The sequence below is a fragment of the Mesorhizobium abyssinicae genome (assembly GCF_049887195.1).
GTDB classification, from domain to species: Bacteria; Pseudomonadota; Alphaproteobacteria; order Rhizobiales; family Rhizobiaceae; genus Mesorhizobium; species Mesorhizobium abyssinicae.
In genome coordinates this window covers 1-12689 of the sequence record NZ_JARAKC010000015.1, presented here as the reverse complement: position 1 = coordinate 12689, position 12689 = coordinate 1, and the positions used below count along the sequence as shown (strand labels likewise).

Genomic DNA, 12689 nt, shown 5'->3' with positions numbered 1-12689 from the left:
CGTCGCGCCCTTACTCCCCGTCACCATACGGGGAGAAATGCCCGGCAGGACAACGAGGGGCAGCGCCAACATATCGAAACATAATCACGGTGACGGGCATTCGAGCCTCAGGCGATTGCCCTCCATACCATCGGCCAGTTCCCACCGCCGCCGTCGACTGATAGGCTCGGCTAATCCCGGGAGGAGACGGCGATGGCGATCAAACTCGACGAGCTCATGAACGCCACCAATCTGCGCGGGCGCAGCGCAAGGGGCACCTTCATTGCTCCGGTCGATGGCAAGGCGCATGTCTCGGGCGACCATTCGGTGCCCTTGCTCGACAAGACCATCCCGGAACTGTTTTCCGACACCGTCAGCAAATACGGCACGCTCGACGCCGCCGTCTTCGTCGGCCAGGACAAGCGCTTCACCTGGAGCGAGCTGTCCGACACGGTTGACGCGCTGGCCGCTGGATTCCTGGCACTGGGCCTCGAAAAGGGCGACCGCGTCGGCATCTGGTCGCCCAATCGCTGGGAATGGCTGGTGACGCAATTCGCCACCGCGCGCATCGGCCTGATCCTGGTCAACATCAATCCGGCCTACAGGCTGACCGAGCTTGAATATGCGCTGAACAAGGTCGGCTGCAAGGCGCTGGTCACCGCCGCCAGTTTCAAGACGTCGGACTATCTCGGCATGATCGAGACGCTGGCGCCCGAGATCGCCAAGGCCGAACCCGGCAAGCTCAAGGCAAAGAAGCTGCCGGCGGTGAAGATCGTCATCCGCATGGGCGAGGACAATTCGCCCGGCATGTTCAATTTCGGTGACGTGCTGGCCATGGCCGGGCGCGACGAGCACGACAGCCTCGACCGCATCTCCGAGGGGCTGAAGCCCGGCGAGGCGATCAACATCCAGTTCACCTCAGGCACGACCGGCGCGCCGAAGGGTGCCACGCTCACCCATTTGAACATCGTCAACAACGGCAATTTCGTCACCTCGGCGATCAAGCTCACCGTCGACGACCGGCTCTGCATCCCGGTGCCGCTCTATCACTGCTTCGGCATGTCGATGGGCACGATGGGCTGCGTCACCAAGGGCGCCACCATGGTGTTCCCGGGCGAAGGCTTCGATGCCGGCGCCACGCTGAAGGCGGTGGCGCAGGAACGCTGCACCGGCCTCTATGGCGTGCCGACCATGTTCGTCGCCATGCTCGACCATGCCGATTTTTCGTCCTTCGACCTCTCCAGCCTGCGCACCGGCATCATGGCCGGCTCGCCATGCCCGATCGAGGTGATGAAGAAGGTGGTGTCGCTGATGCATATGTCTGAGGTGACCATCGCCTACGGCATGACCGAGACCAGCCCGGTCTCCTTCCAGAGCGGCGTCGACGAACCGCTGGAAAAGCGCGTCTCCACCGTCGGCCGCATCCAGCCGCATGTCGAGGTCAAGGCCATCGATGCCGACGGCGCCACGGTCGCGGTCGGTGCGCCGGGCGAACTCTGCACGCGCGGCTATTCGGTGATGAAGGGCTATTGGGACGACGTGGAAAAGACCCGCGAGGCAATCGACGCCGACGGCTGGATGCACTCCGGCGACCTCGCCACCATCGACGCCCAGGGCTATTGCAACATCGTCGGCCGGGTCAAGGACATGGTCATCCGCGGCGGCGAGAACGTCTATCCGCGCGAGGTCGAGGAGTTCCTCTACCGCCATCCCAAGGTCAAGGAAGTGCAGGTGTTCGGCATTCCCGACGACAAATATGGCGAGGAGCTGTGCGCCTGGATCGTGCTGAAGCCCGGCCAGATCGCCACCGCGGAGGAGATCAAGGCCTTCTGCGCCGGCCAGATCGCGCACTACAAGGTGCCTCGCTATATCCGCTTCCGCACCGAACTGCCGATGACGGTCACCGGCAAGCCGCAGAAATTCCTGATGCGCGACGCGATGATCGAAGAACTGGGTTTGGTGGTGCAGAAGACGGCGTGAAACGGCATTTATGGACAACGAGTTTCCGAATTTCGCGGCGCTGAAGGCCGCCAAAACCGAAAACATAGATTATCGCATAGTCGTCCGGCGCGGAGCGCGAACCGGCAGTGCGATCGTCATGGCCCCGCATGGCGGCAAGATCGAGCCCCGCACCTCCCTGATCACCGAGACGATAGCAGGGCGCGATCTCGACATGTATTGCTTTGAAGGGCTCATGCCGGAAAGCAACCGAGAACTGCACATAACATCCAGGAACTTTGACGAGGCAACCGCGCTGGAACTGTTGCGGACCAAGTCGACGGTCGTCGCCATCCACGGTCGTCAGGATCGGGACGATCCCTCGACAGTTTACCTCGGCGGCAAGGACGCCGCGTTGGTTTCGGAGATAGCCTGGCGTCTGCAGGACGTCGACTTCCAGACGCAAAAGGACAACCATCCCTTTCCAGGTATCCAGGATTTGAACATCGTCAACCGAGGCTTGACGGGGAAAGGAGCACAGCTGGAAGTGCCCTTGTCGTTGCGCCGTCGACTGGGGGGCGAGTTGGAACTTCTGGAACGATTTTGTGGGGCGGTTCGCAAGGCCATCGAGACATTCGATGCGCAAAACGGTGCCCAGGCCTCAATCGTGTTTTGAATGGTGCGCCTGGCAGGCAAAGATGCCTGTGAGAGGTGCCCCCGCCGCGCTTTTCCGCTAAGTTCGCGGAAACGCGCGGCGTTCGGGGAGGGGCTCGGATGACAGGTTTCGGACGATCGGCAACGTCCTACGCGATGCCCTTGGCCGCCCTGGCGATGGCCGTCGCGGTCAGGGCCAGCGGGCTCTCCGTGGACGTAGGGTCGCCGAGCGTCAGGATCCTCGTCGGAGCGCTTTCGAGCGCGATCATGTTCATCACCATCTTTGTGGTGCTCGAGCATGCCGAGGCGGTGGCCCGGCGGGTCGGCGAGCCTTATGGCACGCTGGTGCTGACCTTTGCCGTGACGGCGATCGAGGTGTCGATCATCGTGTCGATGATGCTGCATGGAGAGAACAACCCGACGCTTGCGCGTGAGTCCGTCTTCTCGACGGTGATGATTACCTCCACCGGCGTTGTCGGCACTTGTCTCGTGCTTGGCGGCTGGCGTCATCGCAAGCAGGCGATCGTTCGCCAGGGGACCAGCGCCTATCTGGCGGTTCTGGTCGCGCTGACGGTCATGACGCTTGTTCTGCCGACCTACACGCGGACCACGGATCCCGGCACGTTCTCAGCCGCTCAGCTCGGCTTTGTCAGCGTGCTTTCCGTGCTGCTCTATGCGGCTTTTGTGTTCGCGCAGACCGTCCGCCACCGGGAAGACTTCATCGAAGCACAGGCCCACGAGGTTTCGATCCGAACCGCCCCGCATGAAGGCGTCTACGCCAGCGCCCTGCTGCTGTTCGTCGGGCTGATTGGAATTGTCATGCTGGCCGAGCAGGTCGCCGCGAGTGTCGAAGACACGCTCGTTGCCTACGAGGTGACCCAGGCCGACAGCATTGTCGGGGCATTGATCGCGGGGCTGGTTCTGATGCCGGAGGCGATTTCGGCGGTTCGCGCTTCCCTCAACAACGAGCTGCAGCGCGGCCTGAATGTCGCGATGGGCTCTGCCTGCGCCACAATTGGCTTGACGATACCGGCGGTCGCGGCAGCCAGCTTGCTGACGGGACGAGGGCTGACCCTGGGGCTCCCGGCGGCTGACGCGGTCCTTATGGTCCTGGCGCTTTTCGTATGCAGCATCAGCTTCAGCACCGAGAGAACCACGTTCCTGACCGGCATGGTCCATGTCGTGGTGTTTTTTACCTATGTATTTCTGATATTTGTGCCGTGAACGCTTTTTGCGAAAACGGGCAAGTCGCGGAAGGTCCTGGCACGAGAGCCGATCGTCGAGAAGCCGGTAGCGTAGTCGGCGCACCCTCACGCGGCCAGCACCGCCGCATCCAGCCCGCGAATGATCTTCGCCAGTTCCAGGCATTCGTCGTGCCGCGCCTTGTTGCGGCGCCAGGCGAGGCAGATCATGCGCTGCGGCATCGGCTCCTGGAACGGCACGATCTTGAGGTCGGGGATGGTGCCGGCGGGCCGCATCGCCATCTCCGGGACCAGCGTCACGCCCAATCCATGCGCCACCATCTGCAAGAGGGTCGTCAGGCTGGTGGCGCCGTAGCTCGCCATCGCCACCGGCCGCACACTGCCGCAGACGGCCAGCGCCTGCTCGCGCAGGCAGTGGCCTTCCTCCAGGAGCATCAGCCTTTCCAGCGCCGGGCTTTCCGGCGGCACCGGCGGCGAGGCGAAGGCCGGATCGCCTGACGGCACCGCAAGGAAGAAACGGTCGGGGAAGAGCTCTTCGCTGACCAGGCCGGGATGGTCGAGCGGCAGAGCGGCGATGAACGCGTCGAGCCGCCCGGAGGCAGTGTCGTCGACCAGCGACGCCGTCACCGCCTCCCGCAGTTCGAGCTGCAAGACCGGGAAATGCCGCCTCAGTTCCGGCAACGCATGCGGCAGCAGATAGGGCGCGACTGTCGGGATGATCCCTAGCCGGAAGCGTCCTTCCATTGCGGGGCGGCCGCGCCGCGCCGTCGTCTCGACGTCACGGATATCGGCGAGGATGCGCTCGATGCGTGGCTGCAAGGCCAGCGCCTCGTCGGTCATCCGCACCGTCTTGCCGCCGCGCTCGAACAGACGGCAGCTCAGCCGCTGCTCCATCTCCGCGATCTGGGAGGACAGCGCCGGCTGGCTGACGCCGGCGAGCTTGGCGGCGCGGCCGAAATGCAGCGTCTGCGCCAGCGCGTCGAAATATTGCATCTGCCGCACGGTGAGGCCAATCATAAGAAAATCCTATCGGAAAAAACAGGAAAGGCAATTTGTCTTTATCAACTCGCCGGCCTAGTCTGGAATCGTTCCAGATTGGCGCGGCCGCTGGCCGCCCCTGGTGAAAAATCAAATCTCGGTAAAAATCGGAGAGTAAGATGGACGCGAAAACCGACGACAACAGCGCGGGCAAATGCCCCGTGCCGCATGGATCCGCCGGCAGGACCAATCGTGACTGGTGGCCGAACCAGCTCGACCTCGGCGTTCTTCACCAGCAGTCGAGCCTCTCGGACCCGATGGGCGAAGGCTTCGACTACGCCAAGGAATTCAAGAGCCTCGATCTCGATGCGGTGGTCAAGGACCTGCATCAGGTGATGACGGATTCGCAGGACTGGTGGCCGGCCGACTTCGGCCATTACGGGCCGCTGTTCATCCGCATGGCCTGGCACAGCGCCGGCACCTATCGCATTGGCGACGGCCGCGGCGGCGCCGGCGCCGGGCAGCAGCGTTTCGCGCCGCTGAACAGCTGGCCGGACAACGCCAATCTCGACAAAGCGCGCCGCCTGCTCTGGCCGGTCAAGCAGAAGTATGGCCGCAGGATCTCCTGGGCCGACCTGATGATCCTCGCCGGCAACGTCGCGCTGGAATCGATGGGCTTCAAGACCTTCGGCTTCGCCGGTGGCCGTGCCGACGTCTGGGAGCCCGAGCAGGACGTGAATTGGGGTTCCGAGGCCAAGTGGCTGGGTGACGAGCGTTACTCCGGCGATCGTGAGCTGAGCGGCCATCTTGGCGCCGTGCAGATGGGCCTGATCTACGTCAATCCGGAAGGACCGAACGGCAAGCCGGATCCGCTCGCCGCGGCGCGCGACATCCGCGAGACCTTCCGCCGCATGGCGATGAACGACGAGGAGACCGTGGCGCTGATCGCCGGCGGCCACACCTTCGGCAAGACGCACGGCGCCGGCGATGCGGCGCTGGTGGGCGCCGAGCCGGAAGGCGCCGGCATCGAAGCGCAGGGGCTCGGCTGGTCGAGCAAGCATGCCACCGGCATTGCCGGCGACGCCATCACCTCCGGCCTGGAGGTCACCTGGACCACGACGCCGACCAAGTGGAGCAACAACTTCTTCGACAATTTGTTCAACTACGAATGGGAGCTGACGAAGAGCCCGGCGGGTGCAAACCAGTGGACGCCGAAAGGCGGTGCCGGCGCCGGCACCGTTCCGGACGCGCACAATTCGTCGAAGCGCCATGCCCCGGCCATGCTCACCACCGACCTTTCGCTGCGCTTCGACCCTGCATATGAGAAGATCTCGCGGCGCTTCCACCAGCATCCCGAGCAATTCGCCGATGCCTTCGCCCGCGCCTGGTTCAAGCTGACCCACCGCGACATGGGTCCGGTCGTGCGATATCTCGGCCCGCTCGTGCCGAAGGAAGAGCTGATCTGGCAGGATCCGATCCCGGCGATCGACCACGAACTGGTCGGCGAACAGGATATCGCCGCGCTGAAGGCGAAGATCCTGGCCTCCGGCCTGTCGGTCTCCGAGCTGGTCTCGACCGCCTGGGCCTCGGCCTCGACCTTCCGCGGTTCCGACAGGCGCGGCGGCGCCAACGGCGGCCGCATCCGCCTTGAGCCGCAGAAGGACTGGGAGGTCAACCAGCCGGCCGAACTGGCGAAGGTGCTGGCGAAGCTCGAGGCCGTCCAGGCCGAGTTCAATGCCGGCGGGAAAAAAGTCTCGCTCGCCGATCTGATCGTGCTCGGCGGCGTCGCCGCCGTCGAGAAGGCGGCGAAGGACGGTGGACATGACGTGAAGGTGCCGTTCACGCCGGGCCGCACCGATGCCTCGCAGGAACAGACCGACATAGTCTCCTTCGCCGCGCTCGAGCCGGTCGCCGACGGTTTCCGCAACTATGCCAGGGGCAAGCAGGTGCTCTCGGTCGAGGCGCTGCTGGTCGACCGGGCGCAGCTTTTGACGCTGACGGCGCCCGAACTGACGGTGCTGGTCGGCGGCCTGCGCGTGCTTGGCGCCAACACCGGCAGGTCGAAGCACGGCGTGTTCACCGACCGGCCGGGCACCCTGACCAACGACTTCTTCGTCAACCTGCTCAGCATGGCGACGATCTGGGACCCGGCCTCGGGCTCAGACGGCGTGTATGAGGCGCGCGACCGCAAGACCAAGGCGGTCAAGTGGACCGGCACCCGCGCCGACCTGATCTTCGGCTCGCACGCGCAGCTGCGCGCGCTGGCCGAGGTTTACGCTTCGGGCGACGCCAAGGAGAAGTTCGTCAAGGATTTCGTGAAGGCGTGGACCAAGGTGATGAACCTCGACCGCTTCGAGATCGCCTGACGCCAAGCATTCACTGCAAAGAAAAGGCGGGGGGCCAGCCCCGCGCCTTTTTTTTCCTCAGGCTTCGAAAATCACTCCTTTTCGAAGATGCGCGCCTTGGCTACGACGCCGGCGATGGCGCCGCCGATCAGCGGCGCGACGATGAACAGCCACAGCTTGCTGAGCGCGGCACTGCCCGAAAACAGCGCCGGACCGATCGAGCGGGCCGGATTGAGCGAGGTGCCGGTGACCGGGATGATGGCGAAGTGCAGCCCGGCCAGCGTCAGGCCGATGACCAGCCCGGCGAAGGTCGTGCTGTGGTTTTGCGCCGTGACGCCGAGGATCACGGTGACGAAGGTGAAGGTTCCGATCAGCTCCCACAGGAAGGCCGAGCTGACGCCCCATTTCGCCTCGTCCCAGCCATTGGCGCCGAAGCCGCCGGTGTGGCCGCCGACCTGGCCGGAGACGATGATCCACAGCGCCAGCGAGGCGATGATGGCGCCGATGATCTGCGCGATCCAGTAGGGAACGACATCCTTTGCCGGCAGCCGGCCGGCGAGGAAGGCGCCAAGCGTCACCGCCGGATTGAGATGCGCGCCCGAGATCGGCCCGATCGCATAGGCCGCCGCGATGAGGCCGATGCCGAACGCCAGGCCGATGCCTTCCTGGCCGAGCGGCAGCGCGCCGCCAAAGCCGCCCGTGACCACAGAAGCCGTGCCGATGAACACCAACAGAAAAGTGCCTAGAACTTCCGCAAGATAAGTCTTCATTGCCCTCTCCTCGTATCGATCCGCAAATCCGCTTTTCCTGCGTCGCGAATCACAGCCAAAAGAGTATTCGCAACCTGAAACCTTGGAAAGCAGAGCACTTGCTCCACGCGGCATGCTTGTGCCCGCCAGTCGCGCCCATTAGAGAGCTTTCATATATTGGATGAATTGTTCCGTTCGCGCTGGCGGATGCCCGGTTTGTCGAGAGCTCGCAGCCTTCGCCGGGATTGCTCCGGCCGCCGGCAAATTGAGTTGGTTCAAATCGGGTGTGAAAGGCTCTAAGAGCAGGGCGGAATTAATTTGCTCGGAAAACGGAAGACAAGAGAATGCGATTGGGCGGAAGGCTGGCGGCGGCCATCGAAGTGCTGGAGGACATTGGCCGGCGTCATCGGCCGGTGGCCGATGCACTGCGCGACTGGGGCCTGTCGCATCGCTTCGCCGGCGGCGGTGACCGCGCCGCGATCGGCAACATCGTCTACGACGCGCTGCGCCATAAGCGTTCCGCCGGCTGGCTGCTCGGCGAGGACACGCCGCGCGCCATCGGCTTCGGCGCGCTTCTGCTCGAATGGGGGCAGACGGCGCAGTCGCTGAACGACGCCCTCGAAGGCGACAAGTTCGCGCCGCCGCTGTTGAGCGACACCGAGCTCAAGGCGGTTGCCGACCGCCGGCCGGGCGACGCGCCCGATGCGGTGCGCGCCGATATTCCCGAATGGTGCGTGCCGCTGTTCGAGCAGGCTTTCGGCGAGGCCTGGGTCGCGGAAGGATCGGCACTCGCCACCCGCCCGCCGCTCGACCTCAGGGTCAACACGCTGCAGGCCAACCGGGCCAGGGTGCTGGCCGAACTCGACGGGACGGGCGCGGCACCGGCCAGCATTGCCGCGCAAGGCATCCGCATCCCGCCGATCGACGGCGACGGCAGGCATCCGAATGTCCAGGCCGAACCTGCCTTCCAGAAGGGCTGGTTCGAGGTCCAGGACGAGGGCTCGCAGATCGTCGCGGCGCTCGCCGGCGCCGAGGCCGGAATGCAGGTGCTCGACTATTGCGCCGGCGCCGGCGGCAAGACGCTGGCGCTGTCGGCCGAGATGGGCAATACAGGCCAGATCTTCGCCCACGACGCCGAAAAGGCGCGGCTGGCGCCGATCTTCGACCGCATCCGCCGTTCGGAAAACCGCAACATCCAGATCGTCAGCAAGCCGGCCGAGCTGGCCCCGCTGTCAAGCCACATGGATATCGTGCTGGTCGACGCGCCCTGCACCGGCAGCGGCACATGGCGACGCCGCCCCGATGCCAAATGGCGGCTGACGCAAAAGCAGCTCGACCAGCGCCGGGGCGAGCAGAGCGAAATCCTCGACGCGGCCAGGGCCTTCGTCAAACCGGGCGGGCTGCTGGTCTACATCACCTGCTCGGTGTTCGACGCCGAGAACGGCGAGCAGGTCGCGGCGTTTCGTGCGCGCCACGGCGATTTCACGCCGGTCGACCACCGCAAGCTCTGGGACAGCCGCTTTCCAGGCCATCCGGCCGCCGCGCGCCTGGGCAGCGACGGTGGCATCTCGCTGTCGCCGGCGCTGAGCGGCACCGACGGCTTCTATGTCTGTGCGCTGCGCAGGGCGGGATCAGGCCGGTGAGAACGGCCGCGCGGCGGCATTGTTGCACTGCAACATAAGAGATTGCCTGCGCTGCGTGCCTCTGCAATAAGCTTTCCCAGGAAACAAGGGCGATGGCCATGGCAGCAAAGATCGTACCCGCTTCGGACTATGAGGATCGCGTCCGGACTTCTTTCGCCCGGCAACAGGCGATGACGACCATCGGCGCCGAACTGACCCTTGTGACGCCCGGCATCATCGAGATCGAGATGCCCTATTCGGCGGCGCTCACCCAGCAGCATGGCTTCCTACATGCCGGCGTCATCTCGACGGCGCTGGATTCGGCCTGCGGCTATGCGGCGTTCTCGCTGCTGCCGCAGAATTCCAGCGTGCTGACCATCGAGTTCAAGGTCAATCTGCTGGCGCCGGGCAGGGGCGAGCGCTTCCTGTTCCGCGGCTCGGTGACCAAGCCCGGCCGCACCATCGTCGTTGCAGATGGCCAGGCATATGCCTTTGCCGCCGACGGCGAGGCCAAGCTGATCGCCACCATGACCGGCACGATGATGACGGTCGTCGGACGGGACGGGATCGAAGGGTGAGGAGCGGTCCGCGCAGCGGACGAAAAGCCCCCAAATGGGCTTTTCGAGCGACGAACGCCCCGAGCCCTAGCGAAGGGCCGGCAGGCGGCGAGGGCACATTGTCCTTTCCCTTCGTAGTGGCAACAAACAGGGGGTAGGGGCCGTCATGACCGTCAAAGTGTCACGTCTGTCCGGCAGCGACGTTCTCTTCGTCATGGCCGTGGAGGCCGAATACGGCCCGCATCTGAGAAAGCTGTTCACGCCGCTGATGACCGGCGTCGGACCGGTCGAGGCCGGGATCAGGCTGGGCGCCGAGCTTGCCAGGCTGAAACTGGAAAACGCGCTGCCGGATCTCGTCGTCTCGCTGGGCTCGGCCGGCAGCCGAAGGCTGGAGCAGGCGGAGATCTACCAGGCCGTTTCGGTCGCCTATCGCGACATCGACGCCTCGCCCTTGGGCTTCGAGAAGGGCGCCACGCCGTTTCTCGACCTGCCGGTCACCGTGCCGTTGCCGATACGCATTCCGGGCATCAGGGAGGCATCGCTGTCGACCGGCGGCGCGGTCATCTCCGGCGTCGCCTATGACGCGATCGCCGCCGACATGGTCGACATGGAGACCTTCGCCTGCCTGCGCGCCTGCCAGCTCTTCGGCGTGCCGCTGATCGGCCTGCGCGGCATTTCCGACGGTGCGGCGGATCTGAGGCATGTCGGCGACTGGACGGAGTATCTCCACGTCATCGACGAGAAGCTGGCCGGCGCCATTGGCCTGCTGGAGCAGGCGATCGCATCCGGAACGATCCGGCTTGGTTCCCGGCAAGGACTGGATTGAGCCAGACGCCCCGCAACCCATTGCGCCGACTCGTTTCTTTCTCTAAACGCTCGCCATGAAAACAGCCAATCGCTCCGACACCGTCCTGATTGTCGACTTCGGCAGCCAGTTCACGCAGCTCATCGCCCGCCGCATCCGCGAGGCCGGCGTCTTTTCCGAGATCGTGCCGTTCCAGTCGGCCGAGGCGGCTTTCAAGCGCATCAATCCGAAAGCGGTGATCTTGTCCGGCGGCCCGGCCTCGACCTCCGATATCGGCAGCCCGCGCGCGCCGCAGATTGTCTTCGAGGCCGGCGTGCCGGTGCTCGGCATCTGCTACGGCCAGATGGCGCTCTGCGTGCAGATGGGTGGCGTCGCCGAAAGCTCCAACCATCGCGAATTCGGCCGCGCCTTCGTCGAGATCGAGAAGGAAAGCCCGCTGTTCGAGGGGCTGTGGGCGCCCGGCCAGCGCCACCAGGTGTGGATGAGCCATGGCGACCGCGTCATCTCCTTGCCGGAGGGCTTCGAGGTGTTCGGCAGATCGGAAGGCTCGCCCTTCGCCATCTTCGGCGATGTCGAGCGCAAGATGTACGGCATCATGTTCCACCCCGAAGTGGTGCACACGCCGGATGGCGCCAGGCTGCTCCGCAATTTCGTCCACAACATCGCCGGCATCGAGGGCGACTGGACAATGCGCGCCTATCGCGAGCATGCCGTCGAGGCGATCCGCAACCAGGTCGGCAAGGGCAAGGTGATCTGCGCGCTGTCGGGCGGCGTCGATTCCTCGGTCGCAGCGCTCCTCATCCACGAGGCGGTCGGCGACCAGCTGACCTGCATCCTCGTCGACCACGGGCTGATGCGCAAGAACGAGGCGGCGAGCGTGGTGGAGATGTTCCGACAGCACTACAATTTGCCGCTGATCCTGGTCGATGCCTCCGACCGTTTCATCTCGGCGCTGGAAGGCGAGTCCGATCCGGAGAAGAAGCGCAAGACCATCGGCCGGCTGTTCATCGAAGTGTTCGAGGAAGAGGCAAAGAAGCTCGGCGGCGCCGACTTCCTCGCCCAGGGCACGCTCTATCCCGACGTCATCGAAAGCGTCTCCTTCTCCGGCGGCCCGTCGGTGACGATCAAGTCTCACCACAATGTCGGTGGCCTGCCCGAGCGCATGAACATGAAGCTGGTCGAGCCGCTGCGCGAGCTGTTCAAGGACGAGGTGAGGGCGCTGGGCAAGGAACTCGGCCTGCCCGAAAGCTTCATCGGCCGCCATCCGTTCCCGGGCCCCGGCCTTGCCATACGCTGTCCGGGCGGCATTTCCCGCGACAAGCTGGAGATCCTGCGCGAGGCCGACGCCATCTATCTCGACGAGATCCGCAAGGCCGGTCTCTATGACGCCATCTGGCAGGCCTTCGCCGTGCTCTTGCCGGTGCAGACCGTCGGCGTGATGGGTGACGGCCGCACCTACGAGTTCGTCTGCGCGCTGCGCGCCGTCACCTCGGTCGACGGCATGACGGCCGACTTCTACCACTACGACATGAACTTCCTCGCCGCCGCCGCCACCCGCATCATCAACGAGGTACGGGGCATCAACCGCGTTGTCTACGACGTGACGTCGAAGCCGCCCGGGACGATCGAGTGGGAATGATTCAGGTCTATCCGAACGTCGCCGAAATTACGCCAGAAATCGATCTAACTAACTGAAATTAAAAATAATTTTTGCCAGCAGCTTTCGCTGCCTATGTGGCGCGTCTCGATGCAGAAGACCGGGAAGCCAGCTTTTGCCAGCCCTTCGAACAGCCATTGCGATAATGGTCCAGCTTCAAGGCCCACTCTATCCAGACTGAAGGCCGGATCGCCCAGGATGGC

Annotated in this window: 10 protein-coding genes and 1 pseudogene; 8 read left to right on the top strand and 3 right to left on the bottom strand. The window is 64.6% G+C overall.

The window, feature by feature from the left end; translation table 11 throughout:
* Positions 1-192 precede the first annotated feature (192 nt).
* The 3 genes from PU724_RS25040 to PU724_RS25030 all read left to right on the top strand — a co-directional run bounded on the left by PU724_RS25040 (position 193) and on the right by PU724_RS25030 (position 3795).
* Complete coding sequence (locus PU724_RS25040; protein ID WP_354424142.1) at positions 193-1959, top strand: AMP-binding protein; 1767 nt, start codon at positions 193-195, stop codon at positions 1957-1959.
* Between the two features lie 10 nt (positions 1960-1969).
* Positions 1970-2593 (top strand): poly-gamma-glutamate hydrolase family protein, encoded by a 624-nt coding sequence (locus tag PU724_RS25035; RefSeq protein ID WP_320321754.1) that lies wholly within the window; start codon positions 1970-1972, stop codon positions 2591-2593.
* 245 nt (positions 2594-2838) lie between these two features.
* Complete coding sequence (locus PU724_RS25030; RefSeq protein WP_320321755.1) at positions 2839-3795, top strand: calcium:cation antiporter; 957 nt, start codon at positions 2839-2841, stop codon at positions 3793-3795.
* Between the two features lie 86 nt (positions 3796-3881).
* Here the strand turns inward: PU724_RS25030 and PU724_RS25025 are convergent, their stop codons facing one another.
* The gene (locus tag PU724_RS25025) at positions 3882-4790 is read right to left on the bottom strand and encodes a hydrogen peroxide-inducible genes activator (protein WP_320321756.1); all 909 of its coding nucleotides are present in this window, start codon (positions 4788-4790) and stop codon (positions 3882-3884) included.
* 140 nt (positions 4791-4930) lie between these two features.
* On the opposite strand from PU724_RS25025, the gene katG reads away from it, so the two are divergent.
* A complete protein-coding gene (gene katG, locus PU724_RS25020) occupies positions 4931-7117 on the top strand; it encodes a catalase/peroxidase HPI (RefSeq protein ID WP_320321757.1) in 2187 nt (728 codons plus the stop codon).
* 71 nt (positions 7118-7188) lie between these two features.
* On the opposite strand, the gene PU724_RS25015 is transcribed toward katG, so the two are convergent.
* Complete coding sequence (locus tag PU724_RS25015; protein WP_354424139.1) at positions 7189-7866, bottom strand: MIP family channel protein; 678 nt, start codon at positions 7864-7866, stop codon at positions 7189-7191.
* Positions 7867-8189: 323 nt separating this feature from the next.
* Here PU724_RS25015 and PU724_RS25010 point away from each other — a divergent pair, with 323 nt between their 5' ends.
* From PU724_RS25010 to guaA, 4 genes are all read left to right on the top strand, one after another.
* The gene (locus PU724_RS25010; RefSeq protein ID WP_320321759.1) at positions 8190-9488 is read left to right on the top strand and encodes an RsmB/NOP family class I SAM-dependent RNA methyltransferase; all 1299 of its coding nucleotides are present in this window, start codon (positions 8190-8192) and stop codon (positions 9486-9488) included.
* A gap of 98 nt (positions 9489-9586) precedes the next feature.
* Positions 9587-10045, top strand: coding sequence for a PaaI family thioesterase (locus tag PU724_RS25005; RefSeq protein ID WP_354424232.1), 459 nt, complete (start codon positions 9587-9589; stop codon positions 10043-10045).
* A gap of 145 nt (positions 10046-10190) precedes the next feature.
* Entirely contained in the window at positions 10191-10850 is a 660-nt protein-coding gene (locus PU724_RS25000) for a 5'-methylthioadenosine/S-adenosylhomocysteine nucleosidase (protein WP_127392342.1), read from the top strand.
* Positions 10851-10905: 55 nt separating this feature from the next.
* The gene (guaA, locus tag PU724_RS24995; RefSeq protein WP_354424136.1) at positions 10906-12468 is read left to right on the top strand and encodes a glutamine-hydrolyzing GMP synthase; all 1563 of its coding nucleotides are present in this window, start codon (positions 10906-10908) and stop codon (positions 12466-12468) included.
* A 92-nt stretch (positions 12469-12560) separates the two neighbouring features.
* Here guaA and PU724_RS24990 read toward each other — a convergent pair.
* Positions 12561-12689: pseudogene (locus PU724_RS24990) on the bottom strand (IS110 family RNA-guided transposase); the annotation flags it as partial.

Excerpts from the sequence above, each read along its gene's own strand:
- PU724_RS25035 (WP_320321754.1), top strand. The coding sequence starts at position 1,970 with ATGGACAACGAGTTTCCGAATTTCGCGGCGCTGAAGGCCGCCAAAACC.
- PU724_RS25000 (WP_127392342.1), top strand. The coding sequence starts at position 10,191 with ATGACCGTCAAAGTGTCACGTCTGTCCGGCAGCGACGTTCTCTTCGTC.
- PU724_RS25025 (WP_320321756.1), bottom strand. The coding sequence starts at position 4,790 with ATGATTGGCCTCACCGTGCGGCAGATGCAATATTTCGACGCGCTGGCG.
- PU724_RS25010 (WP_320321759.1), top strand. The coding sequence starts at position 8,190 with ATGCGATTGGGCGGAAGGCTGGCGGCGGCCATCGAAGTGCTGGAGGAC.
- katG (WP_320321757.1), top strand. The coding sequence starts at position 4,931 with ATGGACGCGAAAACCGACGACAACAGCGCGGGCAAATGCCCCGTGCCG.
- PU724_RS25040 (WP_354424142.1), top strand. The coding sequence starts at position 193 with ATGGCGATCAAACTCGACGAGCTCATGAACGCCACCAATCTGCGCGGG.
- guaA (WP_354424136.1), top strand. The coding sequence starts at position 10,906 with ATGAAAACAGCCAATCGCTCCGACACCGTCCTGATTGTCGACTTCGGC.
- PU724_RS25015 (WP_354424139.1), bottom strand. The coding sequence starts at position 7,866 with ATGAAGACTTATCTTGCGGAAGTTCTAGGCACTTTTCTGTTGGTGTTC.
- PU724_RS25005 (WP_354424232.1), top strand. The coding sequence starts at position 9,587 with ATGGCAGCAAAGATCGTACCCGCTTCGGACTATGAGGATCGCGTCCGG.
- PU724_RS25030 (WP_320321755.1), top strand. The coding sequence starts at position 2,839 with ATGTTCATCACCATCTTTGTGGTGCTCGAGCATGCCGAGGCGGTGGCC.